Annotated in this window: 20 protein-coding genes; 6 read left to right on the forward strand and 14 right to left on the reverse strand. The window is 73.3% G+C overall.

Features of this window, described 5'->3' with window-relative positions; translation table 11 throughout:
- Positions 1–39 precede the first annotated feature (39 nt).
- The 5 genes from ACFVYA_RS36775 to ACFVYA_RS36795 form a co-directional block, all read right to left on the reverse strand.
- A complete protein-coding gene (locus tag ACFVYA_RS36775; protein WP_387051662.1) occupies positions 40–1221 on the reverse strand; it encodes a phosphotransferase in 1182 nt (393 codons plus the stop codon).
- 79 nt (positions 1222–1300) lie between these two features.
- Positions 1301–2248 (reverse strand): DUF389 domain-containing protein, encoded by a 948-nt coding sequence (locus ACFVYA_RS36780; RefSeq protein ID WP_387051664.1) that lies wholly within the window; start codon positions 2246–2248, stop codon positions 1301–1303.
- Positions 2248–4020 carry an aspartate--tRNA ligase gene (aspS, locus tag ACFVYA_RS36785; RefSeq protein ID WP_387051665.1) on the reverse strand — a complete coding sequence of 591 codons (1773 nt, stop codon included), beginning with the start codon at positions 4018–4020 and terminating at the stop codon, positions 2248–2250. Before aspS ends, ACFVYA_RS36780 begins: the two co-directional genes overlap by 1 nt.
- A gap of 94 nt (positions 4021–4114) precedes the next feature.
- Complete coding sequence (gene merB / locus ACFVYA_RS36790) at positions 4115–4717, reverse strand: organomercurial lyase (RefSeq protein WP_387051667.1); 603 nt, start codon at positions 4715–4717, stop codon at positions 4115–4117.
- 158 nt (positions 4718–4875) lie between these two features.
- The gene (locus tag ACFVYA_RS36795) at positions 4876–6765 is read right to left on the reverse strand and encodes an intein-containing Rv2578c family radical SAM protein (protein WP_285989962.1); all 1890 of its coding nucleotides are present in this window, start codon (positions 6763–6765) and stop codon (positions 4876–4878) included.
- 196 nt (positions 6766–6961) lie between these two features.
- On the opposite strand from ACFVYA_RS36795, the gene ACFVYA_RS36800 reads away from it, so the two are divergent.
- Entirely contained in the window at positions 6962–7162 is a 201-nt protein-coding gene (locus ACFVYA_RS36800) for a hypothetical protein (RefSeq protein WP_387051669.1), read from the forward strand.
- A 37-nt stretch (positions 7163–7199) separates the two neighbouring features.
- Here the strand turns inward: ACFVYA_RS36800 and sthA are convergent, their stop codons facing one another.
- The gene (gene sthA / locus ACFVYA_RS36805; protein ID WP_387051670.1) at positions 7200–8609 is read right to left on the reverse strand and encodes a Si-specific NAD(P)(+) transhydrogenase; all 1410 of its coding nucleotides are present in this window, start codon (positions 8607–8609) and stop codon (positions 7200–7202) included.
- 90 nt (positions 8610–8699) lie between these two features.
- On the opposite strand from sthA, the gene ACFVYA_RS36810 reads away from it, so the two are divergent.
- Entirely contained in the window at positions 8700–11693 is a 2994-nt protein-coding gene (locus ACFVYA_RS36810) for an ATP-binding protein (RefSeq protein ID WP_387051672.1), read from the forward strand.
- An 81-nt stretch (positions 11694–11774) separates the two neighbouring features.
- Positions 11775–13163 (forward strand): FAD-binding oxidoreductase, encoded by a 1389-nt coding sequence (locus ACFVYA_RS36815; protein ID WP_387051674.1) that lies wholly within the window; start codon positions 11775–11777, stop codon positions 13161–13163.
- Positions 13164–13352: 189 nt separating this feature from the next.
- Here the strand turns inward: ACFVYA_RS36815 and ACFVYA_RS36820 are convergent, their stop codons facing one another.
- From ACFVYA_RS36820 to ACFVYA_RS36840, 5 genes are all read right to left on the reverse strand, one after another.
- Complete coding sequence (locus tag ACFVYA_RS36820) at positions 13353–13853, reverse strand: hypothetical protein (protein WP_387051676.1); 501 nt, start codon at positions 13851–13853, stop codon at positions 13353–13355.
- An 86-nt stretch (positions 13854–13939) separates the two neighbouring features.
- Positions 13940–15247, reverse strand: a complete 1308-nt coding sequence (locus tag ACFVYA_RS36825) for a glutamine synthetase (protein WP_387051677.1) — start codon at positions 15245–15247, stop codon at positions 13940–13942.
- Positions 15244–16974, reverse strand: a complete 1731-nt coding sequence (locus ACFVYA_RS36830) for an IucA/IucC family protein (protein ID WP_387051679.1) — start codon at positions 16972–16974, stop codon at positions 15244–15246. The genes ACFVYA_RS36825 and ACFVYA_RS36830 overlap by 4 nt, the downstream gene beginning before the upstream one ends.
- Complete coding sequence (locus ACFVYA_RS36835; protein WP_387051681.1) at positions 16971–18248, reverse strand: lysine N(6)-hydroxylase/L-ornithine N(5)-oxygenase family protein; 1278 nt, start codon at positions 18246–18248, stop codon at positions 16971–16973. Before ACFVYA_RS36835 ends, ACFVYA_RS36830 begins: the two co-directional genes overlap by 4 nt.
- Positions 18245–19873, reverse strand: a complete 1629-nt coding sequence (locus ACFVYA_RS36840) for a pyridoxal phosphate-dependent decarboxylase family protein (protein ID WP_387051683.1) — start codon at positions 19871–19873, stop codon at positions 18245–18247. Before ACFVYA_RS36840 ends, ACFVYA_RS36835 begins: the two co-directional genes overlap by 4 nt.
- Positions 19874–20012: 139 nt before the next feature.
- Here ACFVYA_RS36840 and ACFVYA_RS36845 point away from each other — a divergent pair, with 139 nt between their 5' ends.
- Genes ACFVYA_RS36845 through crcB form a run of 3 tightly spaced genes read left to right on the forward strand, consistent with a single transcriptional unit; the run spans position 20013 to position 21117 of the window.
- On the forward strand, positions 20013–20414 hold the full coding sequence (locus tag ACFVYA_RS36845) for a CrcB family protein (protein ID WP_285989952.1): 402 nt from the start codon (positions 20013–20015) through the stop codon (positions 20412–20414).
- The gene (locus tag ACFVYA_RS36850) at positions 20414–20746 is read left to right on the forward strand and encodes a DUF190 domain-containing protein (RefSeq protein WP_387051685.1); all 333 of its coding nucleotides are present in this window, start codon (positions 20414–20416) and stop codon (positions 20744–20746) included. Before ACFVYA_RS36845 ends, ACFVYA_RS36850 begins: the two co-directional genes overlap by 1 nt.
- On the forward strand, positions 20743–21117 hold the full coding sequence (crcB, locus tag ACFVYA_RS36855) for a fluoride efflux transporter CrcB (protein WP_387051686.1): 375 nt from the start codon (positions 20743–20745) through the stop codon (positions 21115–21117). The genes ACFVYA_RS36850 and crcB overlap by 4 nt, the downstream gene beginning before the upstream one ends.
- 360 nt (positions 21118–21477) lie before the next feature.
- Here crcB and ACFVYA_RS36860 read toward each other — a convergent pair whose 3' ends face one another.
- The 3 genes from ACFVYA_RS36860 to ACFVYA_RS36870 are packed head-to-tail and all read right to left on the reverse strand — an operon-like array spanning position 21478 to position 25396.
- The gene (locus ACFVYA_RS36860) at positions 21478–22428 is read right to left on the reverse strand and encodes an LLM class F420-dependent oxidoreductase (RefSeq protein ID WP_387051688.1); all 951 of its coding nucleotides are present in this window, start codon (positions 22426–22428) and stop codon (positions 21478–21480) included.
- A complete protein-coding gene (locus tag ACFVYA_RS36865) occupies positions 22425–24524 on the reverse strand; it encodes a prolyl oligopeptidase family serine peptidase (RefSeq protein ID WP_387051706.1) in 2100 nt (699 codons plus the stop codon). The genes ACFVYA_RS36860 and ACFVYA_RS36865 overlap by 4 nt, the downstream gene beginning before the upstream one ends.
- A 20-nt stretch (positions 24525–24544) precedes the next feature.
- On the reverse strand, positions 24545–25396 hold the full coding sequence (locus tag ACFVYA_RS36870) for a PPK2 family polyphosphate kinase (protein ID WP_387051689.1): 852 nt from the start codon (positions 25394–25396) through the stop codon (positions 24545–24547).
- Position 25397 lies beyond the last annotated feature (1 nt).

Raw genomic sequence — 25397 nt, forward strand, 5'->3', positions numbered from 1 at the left:
TCGGGTCGGCGGGAAAACCCCGGCAGAGCACGGTCCGGCTCAGCGGAAAGCCGGATAGAAAGCCAGATCAGCATGCGGCCCCAGCCGGGCCGCCAGCGCCGCGGCGACCCGGGCCGCGAACTCCGACACCGCCGTCATCCGGACATACCCCGCGTGCTTCGCCAGATCCCGCCACCAGGTCACGAACCCGGCCTCCCGGCTCACCGGCGCCGCGTGCCGGGACAGGTTCAACGCCCCCAGCTCCTCCCCCGTGATCAGCCAAACCCGCAGCAGCTCACTCGACGTCAGGTGCGCCGCGAGGACCTCGTCGTCGGCGAAGGCCGGCCACACCCCGACCACCTCCGCCCGCCACGCCGCGATCATCGCTTCGCTCATCCCCGCCGGCAGGGCCAGTGCGTCCGGCCAGCCGGCGAACGGCAGCCTCAGGTGGGCCGCGTCGACCAGGGCCGAGCGGACGCGGCCGTTCTCGAAGTCGAGGAACCGGACGCCCTGGCCGGTCACCAGATTGTTGTCCGGGCTCAGCTCGACCGGGCTGAACGCCCGGAAGCCCGGCGCGCGGGACTGTTCGAGGGCCGCCGTCACCTGCGCACGGACCGCGCCGGGCACCGGGATGCCCAGGCGCTTCTTGATCAGTGACGGCACCCGCTCGCAGAGCTCGTCGACGCCGTCGGAGTCGCCCTTCGCCGGGCCGCCCAGGCGCCGGAGCAGCGCGTTGAAGTCCGCTTCCCGGCCGGCCGTGCTCGCGTGCAGGCGCCCCAGCGACCGGGCCCAGGACAGCAGCGCGCGCTCGGCCGCGCGGGAGTCGCGGGCGTAGAGCTTGTCCTCCAGCGTCGGCGTGCGGCCGAGGTCCTCCAGCACGAGCACGCGGTCGCGGCCGTCGTGGGCCACCAGCTCCGGGCACATCCGCTCGTCCGGGGCCAGCGCCGTGAACAGCTGGTAGCTGACCGCCTCCTGGGCGAACGGGTCGGCGCCGGACGCCGGCCGGTCCGGGTAGTGCTTGATGACGAGCGTGCGGGGCAGCGCGAACGACGACACCACCCGCGCCCGGATCACCGTGGCCGGCCCGCTCCCCGCCAGGTCCTCGGGCGTGACCAGCGTGATCGCGCTGCCGAACCGGCGTGAAAGAACGGACTCGCCCGCCGCGACGGCCGCGGCGATGGCGAGCTGCTCGGCTCCTGCCCCGACTCCAGCATCGCCGGCGGAGGAGGTGTCGACTGTCATTGTCACCGACCCTACTCGTGACTGAGCAACCATGACTACTGACATCCGGACAAGAAGGGGCATCCCGCCCGGAGACGGGTCACCCGCGTGAAAGCGGACGCATTCCCACCGGGGAACGTTGCCCATTCCGGCGCACGATCAACACAATGGCCGCAGCTGCAACGATTCCGAGAAGGTTGACCAGCAGCTGCCCGACGGACTGGAGGCACCGGCTCCACTCCCCCGCCACGGCCGCGACGACCGCGTAGCCCGCGGCCGGCACCGTGGTCACCGAGATGAACACGCCCACCAGCGCGGCCGACTTCGCCGACGTCATGGCGAGCATCCCCGCGGCGCCGGCGAGCATCGCCACGACCAGCGACGGCGCCCCGACGGAGAACACGAAGTCGACCTCGCTGTGCTGCTGCAGCTCGAACGCCTTCTCGCCGAAGACGTCCGTCGCGTGGACGAGCAGTGTGCCGCCGAGCGTGACCACCATGGCCAGCGGGAAGCCGGCACCCAGCGCGGCCGCGGCCTGCCGGATCAGCTGCCCGTGCCGCAGCACCAGGCCGACGGCCAGCGCCGCGAGGGGCCCGAACTCCGGCCCGACGACCATCGCGCCGACGATCGTCACCGAGGAGTCGGTGAGCACGCCGACGGCGGCGAGCAGGCACGCGATGGTGAGGAACGCCAGGAACGTCACGTTCAGCCGCGACTCTTCACCCGTGCGGCCGAGCAGCTCCTGCCAGACGACGGCGTCGGCCGCCTCGCCCGGCGCCGCCTCCTCCGCCGCGTCGGCGGCGTCGGACAGCGCGGTGTCGAGCGATTCGAGCGTGATGCCGCCGGTGTGGTCGAGGTCGAGCACGCACAGCGCGTCGACGATCTCGTCCGCCGCCTCGCGGGCGATGTCGGCCTCGACCAGGTCACCCGCGGGCTCCACGGCGGCACCGCGGTGCACGATGAGGTGCGCGGTGCCGGCGTGGGCCCGCAGGATGTCGAGCGCCTCGGCGGTCTTGTCCGGCGGGCACACGGCCCTGAGGTGCAGCACTAGTTCTGGGGGGCGGCCGGCTTCGCGTCGATCCCGGCCTCCTTGCGCTGCTGCGCGGTGATCGGCGCGGGCGCCGCGGTCAGCGGGTCGTACCCGCCACCGGTCTTCGGGAACGCGATGACGTCACGCAGCGAGTCGGCCTTGGCCAGCAGCATGACGATGCGGTCCCAGCCGAACGCGATGCCGCCGTGCGGCGGCGGGCCGAAGGCGAAGGCGTCGAGCAGGAAGCCGAACTTCTCCTGCGCCTCCTCCTCGCCGAGGCCCATCAGGCTGAAGACGCGCTTCTGGACGTCGCCGCGGTGGATACGGATCGAGCCGCCGCCGATCTCGTTGCCGTTGCAGACGATGTCGTAGGCGTAGGCCAGCGCGTTGCCCGGGTCCTGCTCGAACTTGTCGATCCACTCCGGGGTCGGCGAGGTGAACGCGTGGTGCACCGCGGTCCACTTGCCGGAGCCGACCGCGACGTCGTCGCCGATGTCCTCGACCGGCGCGAACAGCGGCGCGTCGACGACCCACACGAACGACCAGGCGTTTTCGTCGATCAGGCCGAGCCGCTTGCCGATCTCGTCGCGGGCCGCGCCGAGCAGGGGCTGCGTCGAAGCGGCCTTGCCCGCGGAGAAGAAGATGCAGTCGCCCGGCTTGGCGCCCGCCGCGGCGGCCACGTTCTCGCGCTCGGTCTCGGACAGGTTCTTCGCGACCGGGCCGCCGAGCGTGCCGTCCTCGTTGACGAGGATGTACGCGAGGCCGCGCGCGCCGCGCTGCTTCGCCCACTCCTGCCACGCGTCGAGCTGGCGGCGCGGCTGGCCGGCCCCGCCGGCCATGACGACCGCACCGACGTAGGGCGCCTGGAACACGCGGAACGGCGTGTCGGCGAAGAACTCCGTCATGTCGGTGATCTCGAGGTCGAAGCGCAGGTCCGGCTTGTCGGAGCCGTACTTGGCCATCGCCTCGTGGTAGGTGATGCGCGGGATGGGCCGCGGGATCTCGTGCCCGATCAGCTTCCACAGCGCGGACACGATGTCCTCGCCGAGCTTGATGACGTCGTCCTGCTCGACGAAGCTCATCTCGATGTCGAGCTGGGTGAATTCGGGCTGCCGGTCGGCGCGGAAGTCTTCGTCGCGGTAGCAGCGGGCGATCTGGTAGTACCGCTCCATGCCGCCGACCATGAGCAGCTGCTTGAACAGCTGCGGCGACTGCGGCAGCGCGTACCAGGAGCCGGGCTTGAGCCGGGCCGGGACCAGGAAGTCGCGCGCGCCTTCGGGCGTCGAGCGGGTCATCGTCGGGGTCTCGATCTCGACGAAGTCCTGGGCGTGCAGCACCTCGCGCGCGGCGCGGCTGACCTCGCTGCGCAGCCGCATGGCCGCGGCCGGGCCGCTGCGGCGCAGGTCCAGGTAGCGGTGCTTGAGGCGGATCTCCTCGCCGACGTCGACCCGGTCGTCGATCGGGAACGGCAGCGGGGCGGCCTCGGACAGCACCTCGAGCTGGGTCGCGAGGACCTCGATCTCGCCGGTGGGGATCTCGGCGTTCGCGTTGCCCTCGGGGCGCTTCGCGACCTCGCCGGCGATCTTGACGCAGAACTCCGAGCGCAGCGCGTGCGCGCGCTCGGCCATCTCGCCCTCGCGGAAGACGACCTGGGCGACGCCGCTGGCGTCGCGGAGGTCGATGAAGATGACGCCGCCGTGATCGCGCCGCCGGGCCACCCATCCGGTGAGGGTGACGGTCTGTCCGGCCTGTCCGGCACGCAGGGTGCCGGCGTTGTGAGTGCGGAGCACTGCGACTGCTCTCCTTCGACATGGGGGTTCTCGCCGCTTGAAGGCTAACGAACCACCCACCATACGACGTCGGCAGGCTCGCCCGGCGTGGTGGTCAGAGGACGTACTTGGGCCGGGTCTCCAGCGCCGCGACCAGGCGGTGGGCCTGGGCCAGGTAGGCCGCCACCGGAAAGATGCGGCCGCCGGGGTGCGCCACCAGCCAGCTCGCCGCCGCGGTGGCGGAGGCGAAGAACGGCTGGCCCGCGCAGGCGACGGCGTCGACCCCCGCGAGCCCGAACCCGAGGTCGACCGCCGCGACCACCGCCGTCGGCGGGTCGGTCAGCAGGATCGCCCGGGGCACCAGCTCGATGCGGATGCGCGTGCCGGTGACCGGGCAGATCGCGGCCGCGTGGACGCGCTCGCCGGTCGCGATGGCCAGGAGGAACAGGTCGACCGTGCCGTCCGGGCCCGCGCCGAGGGTGCCCTCGGCCGGTTCGAGGCGGTGGTGGGCGCCGCGGGGAGCCGGGCCGGTCGACACGAGGTCGCGGTGCAGGGTGAACCCGATCAGTTCGACGAGGCGCCGGGCCTCGGCCGGGGCGACGCCGACGGTCGCGGCGAGCCGGTCGACGCCGACCGGGTGCCGGCCGGCCCGGGTCAGCTTCAGGGCGGCCCAGGCGAGCCGGGCGGCCGCGACCCGGTCGGTCTGCGAAGTCGTCATCGTCCGGCTCCTTCCGGGATCGAACCCTTCGACGTTAGGCGCCGGTGAGGCGGGACGACAACGACACGATCGGACATTTTGCCGCAAACCGAAGACACCGGGCCCCGAACGCCCCGAACGGCCCAGTACGTCACCCGCCGGGTCCACAAGGGACTTCTTCAGAGCAGGCGCAGCTGCTCCGCGGGAGCGGCCCCGGCCGCCGGCAGCTCGGGACCGCGCGCGTCGAAACCGGACTGGCGATCCAGGCCGTGGCGCCGCAGCAGCGGCCCGACCCGCTCCGCGAGCCCCTCCCGGTAGGCCTTCCGCACGTAACTGCCCCGCGCGTACAGCTCCCGGTACCGCGGGACGAGCTCCGGGTGCGAGCCCGCCAGCCAGCGGCCGAACCACTCCCGCGCCCCGGGCCGCAGGTGCAGCGCGAACGCCGTGACACTCGTCGCGCCGACGTCGGCGAGCTGGGCGAAGAGGGCATCCAGCGCTTCTTCGGAGTCGGTCAGCCACGGGAGCACCGGCGCCACCAGCACCGAGCACGGCAGCCCGGCCTCGCGCGCCTTGCGGACCAGCTCCAGTCGCGCCCGCGGGCTCGGGGTGCCGGGTTCGAGGCGGTGCTGCAGCTCCTCGTCGAGCAGCGCGATCGACACCGCGAGCCCCACCGGCACGTCCCGGGCGACGTCCCGCAGCAGCGGCAGGTCCCGGGCCAGCACCGTGCCCTTGGTCAGCACCGACAGCGGCGTGCCGGACCTCGCCAGCGCGGTGATGATGCCCGGCATCAGCCGGTAGCGGCCCTCGGCGCGCTGGTAGGGGTCGGTGTTGGTGCCCATCGCGACGTGCTCCCGCCGCCACGACGGCTTCTTCAGCTGCGCGGCCAGCACCTGCGGGGCGTTGACCTTGACGACGACCTGCGTGTCGAAGTCGCGGCCGGCGTCGAAGTCGAGGTAGGTGTGGGTGTTCCGGGCGAAGCAGTTGTGCGACACCATGCCGTCGGCCACGAAGTCGCCGGTGCCGGTGGTGATGTCGAACAGCGGCAGCTGCAGGCCGAGCGGTTCGATCGCCTCCACGCGGCGACGGCTCGAGCCGATCGCCGCGCCTTCCAGCGACCGCTTCCACGGCACGGCGGGGTTGCTCACGTGGAAGAACCGCAGCACCTCGCCGACGCCGCCGAGCAGCCGGATCTCCTGCCGCGTCGGGAACTTCGGCACCTCGTCGAGCTGGTGGGCGAAGCCGAAGCGGGCGAGCGCGGCGGTGAAGGCGTCGGCGATCTCGGGCTCGTCGTGCGCGACCGCGAGGACGCCTCGGCCGTAATCGCCCGCGAGGTCGAAGACGCCGGCGAGGAACCCGCGCTGCCAGTGGGCGTCCGGATCCGGCGGTACCTTGAGGAAACCGACCGACGCCCCGAAGTCGGGCAGGTAGGCCAGCGCCCGCGCGGCGGCGTCCGGCTCCGCGGCGAACCCGCCGGAGCGCAGCATCCCGCACAGGTAGCCGGCCCGGTAGCCGAGCGTCTCGTCGGGCGTCGGCGCGAACCGGCCGACCCCGATCAGCTCGGTGCCGGGCTCCAGGTGCGGCCGCTGGGCGGCGCCGAACTTGCTGCCGGTGACGTGTTTCCAGCCCTTGCTCGTGAGGAACCGGTGATCGCCGCCGGCGACGAGCCGGGTGCCGTCTTCGAGGGTCACGCGGTAGGCGGCGCGCAGCGTGGTCCAGTGCGCCTCGACCCGGGTCGGCACCAGCCGGCGGGAGGCACCGTGGCCGCGGGTGCCGTAGATCTCGTCACCGACCTTGAGATCGGACAACGCCTTCGTGCGGCCGTCGGCCATCAGGATCCGGGTGCCGCCTTCGAGGCAGTAGGTGCAGGCGTGCGAGCAGCCCCGGTAGGGGTTGACGGTCCAGCCGAAGGGCACGCCGGAGCCGGCGGGCACCTTGTTCAGCACCGACCGCGCGTGCACCTCGTGAAAGGTGACGCCGTCGAATTCCGGTGACCGCACCGATCGCACCAGGCCCTCGAGCCCGGGCAGTGCCGGTTCACCTTCCGCTGTCCGCTGCCGATCCCATCGCACGGCGTCAGTCGAACATATGTTCTAGACGGGTGTCAAACCGGTTCGGGGCCAGCGGATCACGTGGTGTCGGTGGTGTTCGTGAGACGACTGGGACGGCGCTGCGCCGACCGGGTGGCGTTCCGGACGGCCCCGCAACCGGCCGCCGCCGTCCGGCGTGGACGTCGTGCCCCGTCCACCCCACCGGAAGGCAGGACCGATGCGCTCTCGCACCGCGAAGATCGTGCTCGCCGCGACGCTGACGGCCGCCGGGTTGTCCGTCGCCCTGGCGTCACCCGCAACCGCGGAGCCCTTTTACTGCTACGTGTCCCCCTCCGGCCCGCAGTTCGGGGCCGTGCCCTCCGGCTCATCCTCGACTCCCTGCGGCACCCTCCGGCCCTCGGGCTTCCCCACCCCCTGATCGGTGCAGGCCCCTCGCACCCGGCCGGGGTGGCCGCTCACGAAAAGCGTTCCAGCGCCCGGATCTTGTTGGTCGCGTCCAGGGCCGCCACCTTGTACGCCTCCGAAAGCGTCGGGTAGTTGAACACCGCGTCGACGAGGTAGTCGACCGTGCCGCCGCAGCCCATCACCGCCTGTCCGATGTGGACCAGGTCCGTCGCGCCCGTGCCGAACACGTGCACGCCGAGGAGCTTGCGGTCCGTCGTGGACACCAGCAGCTTCAGCATCCCGTAGCTGTCGCCGGTGATCTGGCCGCGCGCCAGCTCGCGGTACCGCGCGATGCCGACCTCGTACGGCACCGACGACGACGTCAGCTGGGCCTCGGTCGCGCCGACGTAGGAGATCTCGGGGATCGTGTAGATGCCGATCGGCTGCAGCGCGCCCAGCTCGTGCGCCGGCTCGCCGAACGCGTGGTACGCCGCGAGCCTGCCCTGGTCCATCGACGTCGCCGCCAGTGCCGGGAAGCCGATCACGTCGCCGACCGCGTAGATGTGCGGCACCGGGGTGCGGTAGTTCTCGTCGACCACCAGCCGGCCGCGCTCGTCCGCGGCCAGGCCCGCCGCCTCCAGGTTGAGCTCGCCGGTCATGCCCTGGCGGCCGGCGGAGTACATGACGCCGTCGGCCGGGATGCGCTTGCCGCTGACCAGCGTCGTGATGGTCGCGTGGTCGGACACCGCCACGTCCGCGACCTTCTCGCCGAAGCGGAACGTGACGCCGAGGTCGCGCAGCTGGAACTTGAGCGACTCGACGATCTCCGGGTCGCAGAAGTCGAGCATGTGCTCGCGCTGCTCGACCACGGTGACCCGCGAGCCGAGTGCGGCGAACATCGACGCGTATTCGATCCCGATCACCCCGGCGCCCACCACGACCAGCGAAGACGGGATCTGCTCGAGCCGCAGGATCTCGTCGGAGTCGAGCACCCGGGCGGCGTCGAAGTCGACCTGCTTCGGCCGCGCGGGCCGGGTGCCGGTGGCGATCACGATGTGGTCGGCCGAAAGCGTGCGCCGGTCGCCGCGGTGCCGGCCTTCGACCAGCAGCGTGTGCGGGTCGGTGAAGGAGCCGAGGCCGTCGACCAGGTCGATGTGGTTGCGCATCAGCTGCGCGCGCACGACCTGGACCTCGCGCCCGACGACGTGCTGGGTGCGGGCGAGCAGGTCGGCGATGGTGATGTCCTGCTTGACGCGGTAGCTCGCGCCGTAGAGCTCGCGCTGGTTCATGCCGGTCAGGTAGAGCACGGCTTCGCGCAGCGTCTTGGACGGGATCGTGCCGGTGTTGACGCACACCCCGCCGACCATGTCGTGCCGGTCGATGACCGCCACCTTCTTGCCGAGCTTCGCCGCGGCGATCGCGGCCTTCTGCCCGCCGGGGCCCGAACCGATGACGATGAGGTCGTACTCGTGCTCGCTCACGACGTCGAGCCTGCGCACCCGGCGGTCCGGGCGCAACCCCCCACCGGTGAAGATCCGCGCGCGGCCCCGCCGAGGGGCTAGCGTGTCCGGGTGTTGCGCGTCGCGCTGCTGGGCGAGCAGGTGATCGCCGACGACGAGTCCGGCGCCGTGCTGACGCGGTCGCCGCGGTCGGTCGCGCTCGTGGCCCACCTCGTCCTGCACGCCGGCCGCGCGCAACCCCGGCGGCTGCTGGCCGGGCTGTTCTGGCCCGACTCCACCGACGCTCAGGCATTGACCAACCTCCGCCGCGAGCTGCACCAACTGCGCCGCGTGCTCGGCGACCCGCCCTCGCTGACCGTCACCGGGCAGGACCTGTGCTGGCGGGACTCGCCGCCGAGCCGCGTGGACGTCCGGGAGTTCGCCGTCGCCCACCGGGCCGCGCTGGCCGCCGTCGACCCCGGTGAAGCCGTCGCCCACGCCCGGGCCGCGCTCGCGGCCTACCGCGGCGAACTGCTGCCCGGCCTGACCGACGACTGGGTCCTGGTCGCCCGCGCCGAACTCGAACGCCAGTGCGTCGAACTGTGCGACCTGATCGGCCGGACGCCGTCGGGCGACCCCGCCACGGCGCTCGCCGCGGCCCGCCGCCGGATCGCGCTGCGCCCCCTCGAAGAGACGGGTTACCGGACGCTGATGGGACTGCAGGCCGAGACCGGGGACCGGGCGGGCGCGGTGAGCACCTACCACCGGTGCGCGTCGGTGCTCGAACGCGAGCTCGGCGTCGTCCCGGCCGAGCCGACCCGCGCGGCGCTGCGGCGGCTGCTGGCCCGGCCGGACCCCGAGCCCCGGCGGCCGGCCGCACCCGGGCTCGTCGGCCGCGCCGCGGAGCTGGCCCGCCTCGGCTCGCTCTGGCGGACGGCCGCGGCGGGGCGCGCCAAGCTCGTCGTCGTGCGCGGTGACGCCGGGGTCGGCAAGACCCGGCTGGTGAGCGAACTGGCCGGGCAGGCCCGAGCCGAGGGTGCGGTCGTGGCGGCCGGCCGGTGCTTCGGCACGCCGGGCCGGCTCCCGCTGGCGCCGGTGGCCGACTGGCTGCGCACCCCCGCCGTGCAGAAGGCGGCGGCGTCGCTCGACCCGGTGTGGCGCGTCGAGGTCGACCGGCTGCTGCCGGCCACCCGGACGGCCGGCGGTGGGCACGTGGCCGTCGAAGCCTGGCAGCGCCTGCGGTTCTTCGAGGGACTGGCCCGGGCGCTCACCGCCGGCGGGCGGCCCGTCCTGCTGGTGCTCGACAACGCGCAGTGGTGCGACGAGGAGACGGGTGCGTTCCTCACCTTCTGCCTCGGCCTGCTGCCGGACGCGCCGCTGCTGGTCGCCGCGACCCTGCGCGACGGCGACCCCGGCCCGGGCGGCGCGGCCTGGACGGCCCAGCTGCGCGACGACGGCAGGCTGACCGAGCTGCCGCTGCGCCCGTTCGACGCCGCCGGCACGGCCCGTCTCGGCGAAGCGGTGGCCGGGCGTCCACTGTCCACTCAGGACCGTGACCTGCTGCACGCGGCCACCGGCGGCTACCCGCTCTACGTCGTCGAAGCCTTGCGGGCGCACGATTCCCCGCCCGCCGAGGGGCTGGCCGCGGTGCTGCGGACGCGGCTGGAGCAACCGGGCCCGGCCGCGCGCGAGATCGCCGGGCTCGCCGCCGCGGCCGGCCGGGACGTCACCCTCGAGCTGCTCACCGAGGCGAGCGACCTCGACGCGGACACCGTCGTCGACGCCGTGGACGAGCTCTGGCGCCGCCGGATCGTGCGCGAGTTCGGCGGCGGCTACGACTTCACCCACGACCTGCTGCGCGAGACCGCCTACCAGCAGGTCAGCCCGCCACGGCGGTGGCTGCTGCACCGGCGGCTGGCCCAGGGCCTGGAGCTGCTGCACGCCGGGGACACCGACGTCGTGGCGGCGCAGCTGGCCGAGCAGTACGCCCGCGGCGGCCGCCCGGACCGCGCCGTCGCCCACTACCGGCGGGCGGCCGCCGTCGCCGCGAGCACGTTCGCCCACGCCGAAGCGATCCGGCTGCTGCGGGAAGCGCTGGACCTCGTCCGCGCCCGCCCGGCGAGCGGCAACCGCGACCGGGACGAGCTGGCCGTCCTCGAAGCGCTCGCCGGTCCCCTCAACGCCCACCAGGGCTACTCGTCCCCCGAACTGCAGCGCACCCTGGAGCGTTCGCTCGCGCTCGCCGAAGCGCTGGGCGACGAGGAGGCCACGCTCACCGCGCTGCTGGAGCTGTGGTCGTCACGGTTCGTCCAGGGCCGGACGGTCCAGGCGTACGAGGCGGCCGAACGCGCCCTCGGGCTCCTCGCGCCGGGCACCAGCGCGGCGCAGGGCGGCTCGGCGCACTTCATCGTCGCGGGTTCGTCTTTGAGCCTCGGGCACGACCCGGCCGAGGCGCTGCGGCACTTCGACCTGGGCGCCGAACGCACCCGCGGCGCGTCGTCGTGGCCGATCGGCACCCGCCCGGACGTCCACGGACCGGCCTGGGCGGCCCACGCCCACTGGCTGCTCGGGCACGAGGACACGGCGGTGGCGTGCGGTGCCGGGGCGATCGCCCTCGCCCGCCGGATCGACCACCCGTACAGCCTGGCCATCGCGCTGGCGTACGCCGGGATCACCCACCAGATGCGCCGCGACCGCCGGGCACTCGGGACGGCGGTGGCCGAGCTGACGGCGCTGTGCGACCGGTACGGCTTCGCGTACTACCGCGAGTGGGCGCTGGTATTGGGCGGCTGGGCCCGCGGCGGCGCGGCCGGGCTGGCCGCGGCGCAGGAGGGGGTCGCGAACCTCAAGGCGGAAGGGGCGTTCGCCCGGATGCCGTACTGGCTTTCGCTGGTCGCCGAGCTGTCGGCCCCGGAGGCGGCCCGCGCGACGCTGGACGCGGCACTGGCGGCCGGTGAAGCCCGCGACGACCGCTGGTGGCTGCCGGAGGTCCTGCGGCTGCGGGCGGCGCACGACACCGACCCGGTCCCCCGGCTGCGGGCGGCCGCGGAGCTGGCCCGCAGCCAGGGCAGCACCGCCCTGCGGCGGCGGGCGGAGGCGGACCTGGGTGTGGCGTCCCCGCCCTGACCGGGGGCGAACGAACCGAACGCTGCGCGAACGGCGGCTGCCTACGTTCCCTCCGGTACCGGAAATCCGAGAGGGGCCACCATGACCACCACCGCCTTGCCGCACGAGGAACTGGCCGCCGCGCTGCGCGGGGACCTCGTCACGCCCGCCGACCCCGGCTACGACCAGGCCCGCGCCGTCTACAACGCCATGATCGACAAACGGCCCGCGGCGATCGCCTACTGCCGGGACGCCGCCGACGTCGTGGCGTGCGTCCGCTACGGGCGCGCCCGGGGCCTGGACCTCGCCGTGCGCGGCGGGGGCCACAACGCGGGCGGCCTCGGCGTCGCCGACGGCGCGCTCGTCATCGACCTGTCGCGGCTGCGCAGCACCACTGTCGACCCCGTGCACCACACCGTCCGCGCCGACGCCGGCTGCACCTGGGGCGACGTCGACCACGCCACGGTCGCGTTCGGCATGGCGACGCCGTCGGGCATCGTCGCGTCCACCGGCGTCGCGGGCCTGACCCTCGGCGGCGGCATCGGCTACCTGGCCCGCCGCTTCGGCCTGACGGTGGACAACCTGCTCGGCGCGGACGTCGTCCTCGCCGACGGCGCCTTCGTGCACGCGTCGGAGTCCGAGCACGCCGACCTGTTCTGGGCCCTGCGCGGCGGCGGCGGCAACTTCGGCGTCGTCACGTCGTTCACCTTCCGCTGCCACGACATCGGCGAGCACGGCGTGGTCATCGGCGGCCCGGTGCTGTACGACCTGGCCGACACCCCGGACGTGCTGCGCTGGTACCGCGAGCTGCTGCCGTCGCTGCCCGAGGAGCTGAACGGCTGGTTCGGCCTGCTGACCGTGCCGCCCGCACCGCCGTTCCCGGAGCAGCTGTGGGGCCGCAAGGCGTGCGGCATCATCTGGTGCTACACGGGCTCGCACGACAAGGCGGAGGAAGTCCTGGCGCCGGTCCGCTCGTTCGGCTCGCCGCTGCTGGTCGGCTTGCAGGACATGCCGTACACGGCGTTGCAGGGAGCGTTCGACGCGCTGTACCCGGCCGGCTTGCAGTGGTACTGGCGCGCGGACGTGTTCCACGAGATCTCCGACGAGGCGATCGCCATCCACCTCAAGCACGGCGCGGACCTCCCGACGATGCATTCGTCGATGCACCTGTACCCGATCGACGGCGCGGCGAGCCGGGTCGCCTCGGACGCGACAGCGTTCCCCCACCGCTCGGGCGGCTGGTCGGGCGTGATCGTGGGTGTCGACCCCGCACCGGAGAAGGCGGAAGCCATTTCGCAGTGGACCCGCGACTACTGGGAGGAGCTGCACCCGACGTCAGCGGGCGGGGCGTACGTCAACTTCATGATGGAGGAAGGCCAGGACCGCGTCCGCTCATCGTACGGGGGCAACTACGACCGGCTGGCCGCGGTGAAGCGGAGGTACGACCCGGAGAACGTCTTCCACGTCAACCAGAACATCCGCCCGGCGTAGAACCGGGGCTGACAGCGCGGCCAGGCCACACGGCACCCAGGCCCCCCGCAACCCCGATCCGAAGCCAGAACACGGCCGGCCGTAGTCACAATCAGGCTTCGGGGTGGCGGAAACCAGAAAGCCCAACAAGGTTCAAAAAACCAGAAAGCCATTCAAGGTGCCGGAAACAAAGGCTCTTCGGGACAACCATCATCCCCGCCCAAGGTATTCATCGGCATCGATGCGAAGCCCACCGTCATAGTGGATCACCGTGAGCACGTGCCGTTCAACCGCCGCCACACCGCCATCCCGGGGGTACAACGCGATCCGCACACTGACCTGGTTGTCCCGCACCGAAGGCTGGGCCAGCACCTCCGCGCCGCGATACCGGCCCCAGAACCGGTCATAGCTCGCCCGCCCGCGGCCACGCAGGTTCGGCCCGATCAGCGGCCACCCCGCCGTGGTATCCGGCATCGAGCGGTAGTACCCGACGACAAAGCCGGCCAGCTCGGTCGCCGAGTCCTCCGGAGCCGGGGCGGACCGAGCCGGTCCACCGGGTGCGGCGCCGGAGGCGGCCGGCCGCGCCACGCCCGCAACGGGCGGCGAGAACGGCCACCAGTCCTTGTCACCCGCGACGGCCAGGTAGGCCGGCACCAGAGCGACGACTGCGGCGATGGCCCCGATCCTGGTGAACAAGCCTTCTTTCGGCAACGCGGCTCCCAGCGGTCCGTCAGCGCGGTACGCCCGCAGGAGTCGCCCTCGAGAAAACCGTCGTTACGGCCACCGCGGTGGGCGAATCACGAACGGAGGGCGCCGCGGCGCCGCTGCCAGTCGGTTACCACGTCCAAACCGGACTCGATCTCCTCGGTCAGCAACGCCCCGAGCTGCGCGGCGACATCAGCACCCAGCAGCTCCCCCACCCGCTCCAGCAGCGACAACGCCTCCCACGGCGACGCAGCGAGCGAACCGACAGCAACTCCCGCCTCCGGAGGCCTCAACCCCTCCTCCAACCCGAACCGCCCAGCCGCCAAAAGCGCGGCGACCACAAGATGCGGCTGAGCGTCCGCACCGGCAAAGCGGAACTCCAGGCGGGGACTCGACGAAGGCCCGGCAACGCGCACCGAAGCGGTCCGGTCATCATGCCCCCACCGAACCTCCCGCGGCGAGAACGGCGCCGTCCGCAGCCGGACATACGAGTTCCACGTCGGAGCCCACACCGCCGTCAACGCCCGCGCGTCGCGCAGCACCCCGGCCAGGAACCCACCCAGCAGGTCCGGCGCAGAGCCATCCACAGTGGACAGAGACAGGTGCACGTGCCCGGAATTCCCCTGCCCCGGCTCAGGCGCCGCCAGGTAGTCCGCGGTGACACCATGGCGCGCGGCCGCCCGCCGCACGACCAGCTGCTGCAGCAGAACATCATCACAGGCCGCCAGAGCATCGCGGTGCCGCAGCACGATCTCGTACTGCCCCGGGTGGCACTCGGCCCGCGCCGACTCGACGCCGAGCCCGGCGTCGGCCAGGTCCGTCCGCAGGTCACGCAGCAGCGGCGCGAGCCGTTCGGTGCCGCCGAGGGCGTAGTCGACGCCGTGTGCCGTGAGCGGTACCCCGAGCGAGTCCCGGAACACGACCTCGTGCTCGATCCCCACCGACGGCACCAGCCCCAGCCCCTCCAACGCCGCGAGCTGCCCGCGCAGCACCTCGCGCGGCGCCAGTTCCGCGACGGCTCCCGACGGCCATTCGGCGTCGCCCACGACCGCCCACATCCGGTCACCCAGCGGGATCGCCGAAGCCGCGTCCGGCCGCACCCGCACGTCGCCGAAGCCTTCGAGGTACCCGCCCAGCACGCCGGCCGCCGGCAGCGGATCGCGCGACGGCGTCCACGCGAAAACGTAGCTGCAGATGCCGTAGCCGTCTTCGAGCACCGAAGCGGCGAACGGCGCGCCGAGCTCCACCGCGGCGAACCGGGCGTGCGGGTCGGGCACCAGCAAGAGCAGCCGGGCGCCGTCCTCGGCGAGCACGCCGCGCAGCACCGCCTCCCCCGCGGTGGCCGCCGCGCGCCGGACGGCCAGTGACCGCGGGCCCGCCGGCCGCGCGAACGCCGTCACCAGGCGCCGACCGGATCCGGGGCGTGCAGCGGGTTCGGCACCCGGCCCCAGCGGACGTCGAATTCGTCGTCGCGCTCCACCTTGTCGAAGCCGTGCCCGGCGAAGTGCTCCCGGTTGAGCGTCACGCGCTCGACGTCCGGCGCGAACAGGCGGCACGCGTCGAAGCGCGCGGCCACGTCCGGGTTCTCGTCCCGGTAGCGGACGGCGATCTCCCGGACCGGCGCCCAGAACGCCGCCCGCGGCAGGCCGAGCTCGTCGAGCAGGACCTCGGCCCAGAACCGGAACTGGCCGGAGAACACCGAGCTGAACAGCGACTGGGCCAGCAGGTGCGCGGGCCAGCGCAGCATGTCCGCCGCCGCCTCGGGCGGCAGCGACTCGTAGCTGTCCAGCTGCTCGTCGAGCAGGTCGACACCCTGGGCGAAGTCCTTGATCAGCACCCGCTTCGGCAGCCCGGCGTCGTCGACCACCAGGACGAGGTTCTGACCGTGCGGGCAGAACCCGACGCCGTGGCGCAGCAGCCACTGCAGCAACGGCGTGAGCACCAGGTCGAAAAGACGGGCCAGCCACGCTTCCGGGTCCCGGCCGCCGATCAGGTGCGCCAGCACCGAGACGCCGTCGGGGCCGCGGTACGGCAGGGCGGCGAACGAAATCGCGCGCTCCCCCGCCGCGAGCCGGATGGGCTCGCGCCACAGCGCGCCCAGGGTTTCGTGGAACCGGTACGGCAGCTCTTCGAGGTGCCCGAACAGCGGGTGCTGCACCGACACGCTCGCGACTTCGCCCAGCAGCCCGAACCGGTACTTCTCCGTCAGCAGCGGGTCGGCCGCGCTGATCCGGCGCAGCCACGCCGTCACCGACGGCCCGGCGAGCGTGGCCGCGGAGTTGAGCCCGCGGTAGACGAGCGTGTTCCGCACGGACACGGCGGTCTTGACGTCGTGGCGGCCGGGTGTGCTCACGTTCGCCAGCGTCCGGACCGTCTGGTGCGGGCGGTAGGCGTCGGCGCTCTCCCCGAGGTCGATCACCACACCGGTGGCGAGCTCGGCGGCGTAGAGCGTGCCGAGGATTTCGTCGGCCTGCCACGGGTGCACGGGCACCCAGACGTAGTCCCCGGGCGCCTTCGCGGCGAACTCCTCGCGCAGTTCGCCGAGTTCGGCGGCCAGCAGCGCGTCCCGGCTCAACCCGTCGACGCAGCGGAATTCGGCGTGGTCCGGGTGCACGGCGAACCAGCGCAGCCGGAGGTCCTCGCCCGACTCGGGGGCGTACCGGGCCCGGTCGCGCGCGGAGAACCCGACGCGGCCCTTGTTGAGCACGAGCCGCGGGTGGCCGGTGAGGTGCCCGTCCGCGACGTTGTAGTCCATCGTGGACAGCTCGGCCGCGGTCGGGGCGCGCCGCAGCCGGGCGGCCTCGTTGGCGACCGTCGAGGTCAGCTCGGCGAGCACGTCGGCCAGCCGCAGCCCGGTCAGGCCCAGGACTTCGCGGGCGTCCACGACGAGCGTGCGCGGGTCGGTGACCGGTTCGCCGGACCGGCGGGCGCTGCCCGGTTCGACCGTCCAGGCGTCGAAGGCGCCGCGGCGGGCCCGGAACGTGTAGCCGGCGCCGGGCAGCTCCAGCCGGTACTCCTCGCCGTCGGCGACCGGCTCCAGCATGTGCTCGTAGGACAGTTCGCCGAGCATCTTGTGCGTGATCAGGGCGCCGGCCGCGCGCCAGGCGGCCGCCTCATCCAGGGTCACTTGTCCTCCAGGCCGAACGTGGTGAACGCGGTGCGGTCGGGCAGCTCGTGCACGGACTTGCCGCACACGGCGTTGAGGATCACGGCCGCCCGCCACGCGCCGAGACCGAGGTCGGGGGCACCGGGCCCGTGCGTGTGCCGTTCGGCGTTCTGCACGAACAGCGACCCGGGCACGTCGAGCGCGACGCGGTAGTCCGCGCCGACTTCCAGGCGGCCCCGCCGGTCGCGGCGGACGGCGTCGCCGAGCCCGGCCAGCAGCGGCCCGGTCGGCGCCTCCGCGTACCCGGTGGCCGCGACGACGGCGTCGGTGCGCAGGGTGGCCCCGCGGCCCTGCTGGACGTGCCGGACGCCGAGTTCGATCGCGTCGTCCACTGTGGACGCGGAGACGACTTCGACGCCGGGGGTCAGCACGGCCCCGGGTGGCCCGGTGATGCTGCGGCGGTAGAGCTCGTCGTGGATCGCGGCGATCGTTTCGGTGTCGATGCCCTTGTAAAGCTGCCACTGCGTGGGCAGCAGCCGGTCGCGGACCGCTTCGGGCAGGCGGTGGAAGTACGCGGTGTAGTCCGGCGTGAACTGCTCGAGCCCGAGCTTCGAATACTCCATCGGCGCGAACGCGGGCGTCCGGGCCAGCCAGCGCAACCCGTCCACGGTGGATCGGCTCCGCAGCAGGTCCAGTACGACTTCGGCCCCCGACTGCCCGGAACCGACGACCGTGACGCTGCCGGCCGCGAGGAGTTCGTCCCGGTGCGTCAGGTAATCGGCCGAATGCAGCGCCCGGACGCCGGGATCGGCGACCAGGTCCCGCAGCGGTTCCGGCACCGACGGCACCGAGCCGACGCCGAGCACGACGTGGTCCGCGAGGACGGGCTCGGCCCCGGCGATCGTGAGTTCGAAGGCGTCGCCGGCCCAGCGGATCCCGGTCTCTTCGTGCCCGACGCGGCACGACGGCAGCCGCGCGGCGGCCCAGCGGCCGTAGTCGTCGTACTCCACGCGCGGCGGGTGGAACCGCTCGGCGAAGTAGAACGGCAGCAGCCGGCCGCGGTCGCGCAGGTAGTTGAGGAAGGAGAACGGGTTCGTCGGATCGACCAGTGTGACCAGGTCGGCCAGGAACGGCACCTGCAGCGTCGCGCCCTCGACGAGCAGGCCGGGGTGCCAGCGGAACTCCGGGCGGGTGTCGAAGAAGACCGCGTCGAGGCCGTCGACTCCGGCGGCCAGCGCCGCGAGGGAGAGGTTGAACGGCCCGATCCCGACGCCGGCGAGGTGGTGGCGCCTCACGAAGCGACCGGGCTTTCCCGGCCGGCCACGAGTTCGGCGCCGGCCGTGGCGGCGATCCGGTCGAGCAACGGGAGGTAGTCGCCGGCGGTGGCGTGCGGGTGCAGCAGCGTCAGCTTGAGCCACAGCTGGTTGGCGCCGGCGGGCCCGGTCGGCAGCGCGGCCCGGCCGATGACGGCGGTGCCCGCTTCGAGGAGCGCGCGGCGGACGCGCGCGACGAGCTCGTCGCCGCCCGCCTCGTCGGCGACGACCGGCCGCAGGACCACGGTGGACAGTTCGGGCGGGCCCCAGAGCCGCAGGCCCGGGTGGTCCTCGACGCGCCGGGCGAGCTCGGTGGCGGTGGCGCAGCAGCGTTCGACGAGCGCGCCGAGGCCGTCGGTGCCGAGCGCGTGGACGGTGACGGCCATCCGGAAGGCGTCCGGCCGCCGTGACGTCCGGATGGAGCGGCCGAGCAGGTCCGGCAGGCCGGCTTCGGTGTCGTCGTCGGCGTTGAGGTACTCGGCGCGGACGGTGAGCGCGCCGAGGTCGGCGGCTTCGCGGGCGGCGAAGAGCCCCGCGGCGACCGGTTGCCAGCCGAACTTGTGCAGGTCGAGCGCGACGGAGTCGGCGAGGTCGAGCCCGTCGAGTTTGCTCTTGAGCGGTTCGCTGCACAGGGCCATGCCGCCGTAGGCCGCGTCGACGTGCAGCCGGGCCTCGTGCCGGCGGCAGATTCCGGCGATCTCGGGCAGCGGGTCGAGGGTGCCGGTGTTGGTGGTCCCGGCGGTCGCGACGACGACGCAGCCGGGGGTGAGGACGGCGGCGAGGGCGTCCGGGAGCATCCGGTCACCTTCGCACGGGACGACGATCGGGGCGGGCAGGCCGAGCAGCCAGGCGGCGCGGGCGACGCTGTGGTGGGCGTTGGCCCCGCAGACCGGCTGGACGATGCCGTTTTCCCGGGCGAGGAGCAGGCCGAGGAGGTTGGATTCGGTCCCGCCGGTGGTCACGACGGCGTCGGGGTGGTCCGCGCCGGGGTAGCAGAGCCGGGCGATCCCGGTGGTGAATTCGCGTTCGAGTTCGCTGGCGACGGGCGCTTGGTCCCACGAGTCCATGGAGGGGTTGAGCGCGCTCGCGACGACATCGGCGGCCACGGACACGGCGAGGGGCGGGCAGTGCAGGTGGGCGGCGCAGGCGGGATCGCCGGGATCCGCGGACCCGGCGGCGAGGAGCCGGCTGAGCTGTTCGAGCGCGGCTTCGGCACCGACACCACGGCGGGGCAGGGCACCGCTTCCGGCGGCCTCCCGGCCGGCCGGTGCGGAGCGACCGGCGGGCTCGCCGGCCGCCCGGCCACGCACTGCGGAGGTGGGTGCGGCCCGGTGCAGCCCGGTGGGCCGCGCGTCCGCCACGGTCGGCTCGGCTGCGGGGGCAAATCCCGGCCCGCCAGACTCGCCGGGCTCGATCTCCCCCGCCGCCACCGGTCCCGGCTCGCCACGCTCCGCCACCAGCGCCGCCGCCACCGCGGCCGGGCCGCCCGCCGGGACCGGGCCGCCACGCTCGGCCACGCCGGCCGCCATTCCGCGCAGGGCCACCGGGATCAGCTCGCCGAGCCGGTCCGCGCCGCCGTGGCCTCCGGCCAGCCCGTCTGCCCGCATGTGCCCGCCTTCCTTAGGGTTGCCTTGCCTACGCTGAGCAACAGTACGGCGACCGACGGCTGCCTGTCATCCCCGTCCAGCATGCTCGACCGGGTGGCGGTGACGCGTCGGCCATCGGGAGTAGGTTCACCGCGAGGAGGTGATCAGCGTGCCCCGGTGGGACGTCCTGCTGGCCATCGGCGCCGGCGGCGCGCTGGGCAGTCTCGCCCGCTACGGCCTGTCGGTGGCGATCCCGCACGCGCGCGGCGAGTTCGCCGTCGCCACGCTGCTCACCAACGTGCTCGGCTGCCTGCTCATCGGCGTCCTGATGGCGGTCCTGACGACCACCGCGCGCCCCCACCACCTGCTCCGGCCGTTCCTCGGCGTCGGGATCCTCGGCGGCTTCACGACGTTCTCCACGTTCGTGACCGACACCCTCGACGCCGCGACGACCGGGCGGCTCGTGGGATCCTCGGCGTACCTGGCCGCGTCGGTGGTGCTGTGCCTGACGGCGGTCGCGGCCGGCCTGGCAGCGACGCGCGCGGTGCGGAAGGGACGCTGATGGACGGACTGCACACCCGCCTCACGATCTACCTCGGCGAAGACGACCACTGGCACCACAAGCCGCTCTACCACGAAATCGTCCGCCGGGCCCGCGACGCGGGTCTCGCGGGCGCTTCGGTGCTCCGCGGCGTCGAGGGCTACGGCGCTTCGTCACTGATCCACACGACGCGGATCCTGTCGCTGTCGGAGGACCTGCCGGTGGTGATCGTGATCATCGACGAAGAGGCCAAGCTGCGGGCGTTCCTGCCCCAGCTGGACGAGCTGATCGGCGAAGGGCTGGTGACGCTCGACCAGGTCGAGGTGGTCCGCCACGGGGGGCGGACGGAGTGACGCTCGTCCTGGTGGCCCTCGGCGGCGCGGCAGGCTCGATCCTGCGCTACCTGACGGACCGCCGCGTGCAGCAGTGGCGCGACTCGCCGTTCCCGTTCGGCACGCTGACGGTGAACATCGCGGGCTCGTTCATCCTGGGCTTCCTGAGCGGCTGGCTCCTGCACGGCGCGGAGCCGTCGTCGGTACGAGCGCTGGTGGCGGTGGGCTTCTGCGGCGGCCTGACGACGTTCTCGACGTTCGGCTACGAGACCGTCCGGCTGTTCCTGGAGAAGACGCGGCTGTACGCGGTGCTGAACGTGGTCGTCACCGTTCTCGCGGGCCTGGCTTCGGGTGCGCTGGGGTCGCTCCTCGCGACCGCCGTCTTCGCTTGACCGCCGCCCGCGCGGCGCTCGAGCTTCCGCTCGACGTACTCGGCCAAGGTGACGTCGGCCCACTTGCGCTTCACCCCGCGGCGGCTCCGCAGCAGCCGCAGCTCGGCCGCCTCGGCGCGGGCTTCGTCGGGCGCACCGGTCGCGGCCCGCAGAGCGAGGCTTTCCCGCGCACGGTTCGCGCGGCGGGCGAACGCCTTGCTGCGCGGCAGGTTCTTGCGCGTCGACTTGGCGTTCTCGCCGTAGCCGTCGCGCCGGTCCTTCAGATAGCTGAGCCGCTTCTTCTCCGGCGGTGTCTTCCGTCGCATCCGTTCCTCCTCCGGGACCAGGGAACACCCGGCCCCGGAGGAAGGCAACGCAATATCAGCGCGGCGCCAGCCCGCGCACCTGCTCGAAGGGGTCCTCCCCCGTCGGCAGCAGGGCGATGATCGGCGTCGTCAGCCCGTTGTCCACATAGGTCTGCACCTGCTCGCGGCACGACTCCACGCTGCCGTGGATCACCAGTTCGTCCACCACCGAATCCGGGATCACCTGGTTCGCCTTCTGCCGATCGCCGGCCGCCCACGCCTCGTGCATCGGCGCCAGTGCCTCGCCGCGACCCAGCCACTCGTGGAACGCCGCGTACACCGGGACCGTCAGGTAGCTCGAGATCAGCATCCGGCCCAGTCCCCGCGCCGCCTCGGCGTCCTCCGTCGGGCAGACGAAGATGCGGGCCGCCAGCTCGACGTCCGGGCCCACGACCGCACGCACCTTGGGCACGTCCGAAGCAGCCAGCCAGTTCGTGATCGCGCCGTCCGCCTCGCGCGCCGCCAACCGCAGCATGCCCGGGCGCAGGGCCGCCAGCATGATCGACGGCGGCGGGTCCGCAGGCCGCTCCAGGCGGAACTTCGACACCGCGAACGTCTCGTACTTCTCGCTGACCTTCTCGCCCGCCAGCGCCGTGCGCAGGAATCGCAGCGTGTCCCGGGAGCGCGCGAACGGCTCGTCGAAGGAAGCCGCGTTCCACTGGGAGACGATCACCGGGGACGACGCGCCGATGCCGAGGACGAACCGGCCCGGGGCCAGCTCCGCCACCGTCGCCGCCTGCATCGCCAGCAGGCCCGGGCCGCGCGTGTACACCGGGACGATCGCCGTGCCGAGGCGCAGCTGGGGTGCCCACTGCGAGGCCAGCACCAACGGCGTGAACGCGTCGGTGCCCGCCGTCTCGGCCGTCCACGCGTCGGTGTAGCCCAGGTCCGGCAGCTGTTCGACCAGTTCGCGGTGCGCCGTCAGCGGCACCCCGGTCAGCGGAATCGTGAGGCCCCAGCGGCTCATGCAGTCTCCTTCTCGACGGCGGACAGTTCGCGCAGCAGCCAATCGACCTGCGTGCGCATCAGGTTCTCCGCGACCTCTTCGGCCTGCGGCGTCATGTGGGTCGCCCCCGCCAGCGGCAGGAAGACGTGCGGCCGCCCCTTCGCCAGCAGCGCCGACGACAGCCGCAGCGCGTGCGCGACGAACACGTTGTCGTCGGCCAGCCCGTGCACGATCAGCAGCGCGCGGCTCAGCTCGCCCGCGCTCTCGATCAGCGAGTTGTGGGCGTAGCTCTCGGCCTCGTCCTGCGGCTTCCCCAGGTACCGCTCGGTGTAGTGCGTGTCGTACAGCGACCAGTCGGTGACCGGCGCGCCCGCGACCGCCGCGTGGAAGACGTCCGGCCGCCGCAGCACCGCCAGCGCCGACAGGTAGCCGCCGTAGGACCAGCCCCGGATCGCGACCCGCTCGACATCCAGTTCGGGGAACTGAGCGGCCGCCGCCTGCAGCGCGTCCACCTGGTCCTGCAGGGTGACGTCGGCGAGGCGCCCGGCGATCTCGCGCTCCCACACCGCCCCGCGGCCCGGCGTGCCGCGGCCGTCCGCGACGAGCACCGCGAAGCCCTGGTCGGCCAGCCACTGCGACGTCAGGAACGCGTTGCGGCTCTGCAGGACGCGCTGGGCGTGCGGCCCGCCGTACGGGTCGAGCAGCACCGGCAGCTTGCCCTCGCTCGGCTCGTACCCGCGCGGCAGGAGCAGCGCCGCGCGCAGGCCGCGCTCGCCCAGCGTCAGCCAGGTCAGGTTCGGCACGATGTCCGGATCCACAGTGGACGACTCGATCGACGCGGCCGGCGCGCCGTCCCGCAGCACCGAGACGCGCGGGCCGCTGTGCTCCAGGCTCCACGACGACAGCACGGTGATCGCGGCGGACCCGGCGCCGACGTGCACGCCGTCCACAGTGGACAGGCGACGCACCGACGCGCCCTCGGTCCGGAAGACGTGGATCTGGGTCGGGTCGGCCTCGGACGCGCTGAACAGGATCTCGTCGCCGACGTCGAGTACGGCCCGCAGCTGCAGCCCGGCCGGGGTGACGGCCTCGCCGCCGACGAACAGCCGGTGGTCGCCGTCGACCATGCCCTCGACCACCAGGCGGCCGTCGGGCGTCCAGGCCGGGACGCCGCCGACGATGTCGATCCAGTGCTGGTCGGTGGCGGTGTGCACGACCGACGTCGAGCCGTCGGCGACGTCGAGGGCGAGCACGTCCATCCGCTTCTGGTCGCGCGGCTGCACGGCGAGCAGCGGCGCACCGCCGGCCGACCAATGCACCGAGGCGAGGTATTCCCAGTCGCCCTGCGCAACGTCGACGCGCGAGCCGTCCAGGCCGAGCACCGCCAGGGAAACGAGGGCGTTCGTGGTGCCCGCCGCCGGGTAGGCGACGACGTTGGCCGGGTGCTGCGGGTTGGCCGGGTCGGCGATCGTCCAGCGCGGGACCGGGCCGCGGTCGGAGCGTTCGGCCAGGATGCTGCGGCCGTCGGGGGCCCACCAGTAGCCGCGGGTCCGGTCCATCTCCTCGGCGGCGATGAACTCGGCGAGGCCCCAGGCGATGTCCTCGCCCTCCTCCTCGACGAGCACGCGGTCGTCGCCGGTGGCCAGCTCCAGCACGTGCAGCCGCCGGTTCTGGACGTAGGCGACGTGCGTGCCGGCCGGGCTGGGCCGCGGGTCGATGACCGCGCCGTCGACGCGCAGCGTCACTTCGCCCGAAGCGAGGTCCAGCGTGTAGAGCTTGCCCGAGAGGGAGAACACCGCGACGGTGAAGGCCGCGTCGACGCCGTAGTGGACGACGCCGCCGCCGGTCTCGCGGGCCCGTTCGCGCCGCGCGCGCTCTTCGGCGGGCAGCTCCTCCTCGTCGGGCAGCAGCTCGGCGGCGTCGACGAGCTTCGTCTCGGCGCCGGTGGCCAGGTCGGCCGACCAGAGGCTGTGCCGGGGGTCGGTGCCCGACTCCGCGCGCAGGAACAGCACGCGGGAGCCGTCCGGGGCGACCCGGAACTCCTTCGGCGCGCCGAGGGTGAAGCGCTGGGTCCGGGCCTGCTTGCGGAGGAACGGGAGGTCGTCGACATCGGTCACGCCCGCACTCTTCCAGACGGTCACGACCGGACGCCAACACCCTTCAGCTTGGCCAGCTCCGCGTCGACGTCGTAGTCCGGGGCCGGGAACCGCGGCTTCAGGTCGGACAGCGTCTCGATGAGCAGTTCGGCGACGGCCCAGTTGCGGTACCACTTGTGGTCGGCGGGCACCGCGTACCAGGGCGCCCGATCGGTCGACGTCTTCTTGAAGATGTCGGCGTAGGCGTCCTGGTAGGCCGGCCAGTGCGAACGGGCCTCGAGGTCACCCGGGTTGTACTTCCAGCGCTTCTCGGGCGTGACGAGCCGGGCCTTCAGCCGCTTGAGCTGCTCTTCCGGCGAGATGTGCAGGAACACCTTGACGACAGTGGTCCCGGCTTCGGCCAGCTCCTGCTCGAACGCGTTGATCTCGGCGTAGCGGCGCCGCCGTTCGGCCGCGGTGAGCAGGCCGGACACGCGCGGGACCAGGATGTCCTCGTAGTGCGAGCGGTCGAAGACGCCGATCTGGCCGGGCGCGGGCAGCTGCTTGCGGATCCGCCAGAGGTATTCGTGGCGCTGCTCGGCCGCGGTCGGCTTCTTGAACGCCGCGTACCGGACGCCCATCGGGTTCACCAGGCCGAGCACGTGCGACACCGTGCCGCCCTTGCCGGAGGTGTCCATGCCCTGCAGCACGAGCAGCACCCGGCGGGTGCCGCCGCCGACGCCCTCGGCGAAGAGCGCCTCCTGCAGTGCGGACAGCCGCTCTCCCGCGCTCTCGAGCCCGGCGAGGGCCTTGGCTTTCTTGCCGGGCCCGACCGGGGCCGAGCCCGGGTCCGGCAGCTCGTCACCGACGCGCAGCGCGTCCCGGACCCGGCTTCCGTCGTCCTTCTTCGCCATC

Origin of the sequence: Amycolatopsis sp. NPDC058278, assembly GCF_042881395.1 — a bacterium.
In the GTDB taxonomy this organism is placed as follows: domain Bacteria; phylum Actinomycetota; class Actinomycetes; order Mycobacteriales; family Pseudonocardiaceae; genus Amycolatopsis.

What these genes read in the sequence shown, in the direction of transcription:
- ACFVYA_RS36860 (WP_387051688.1), bottom strand. Translation starts at nt 22,428, where the DNA reads ATGAGCCGCTGGGGCCTCACGATTCCGCTGACCGGGGTGCCGCTGACG.
- merB (WP_387051667.1), bottom strand. Translation starts at nt 4,717, where the DNA reads ATGACGACTTCGCAGACCGACCGGGTCGCGGCCGCCCGGCTCGCCTGG.
- ACFVYA_RS36850 (WP_387051685.1), top strand. Translation starts at nt 20,414, where the DNA reads ATGGACGGACTGCACACCCGCCTCACGATCTACCTCGGCGAAGACGAC.
- ACFVYA_RS36870 (WP_387051689.1), bottom strand. Translation starts at nt 25,396, where the DNA reads ATGGCGAAGAAGGACGACGGAAGCCGGGTCCGGGACGCGCTGCGCGTC.
- ACFVYA_RS36800 (WP_387051669.1), top strand. Translation starts at nt 6,962, where the DNA reads ATGCGCTCTCGCACCGCGAAGATCGTGCTCGCCGCGACGCTGACGGCC.
- ACFVYA_RS36815 (WP_387051674.1), top strand. Translation starts at nt 11,775, where the DNA reads ATGACCACCACCGCCTTGCCGCACGAGGAACTGGCCGCCGCGCTGCGC.
- ACFVYA_RS36775 (WP_387051662.1), bottom strand. Translation starts at nt 1,221, where the DNA reads ATGACAGTCGACACCTCCTCCGCCGGCGATGCTGGAGTCGGGGCAGGA.
- ACFVYA_RS36840 (WP_387051683.1), bottom strand. Translation starts at nt 19,873, where the DNA reads ATGCGGGCAGACGGGCTGGCCGGAGGCCACGGCGGCGCGGACCGGCTC.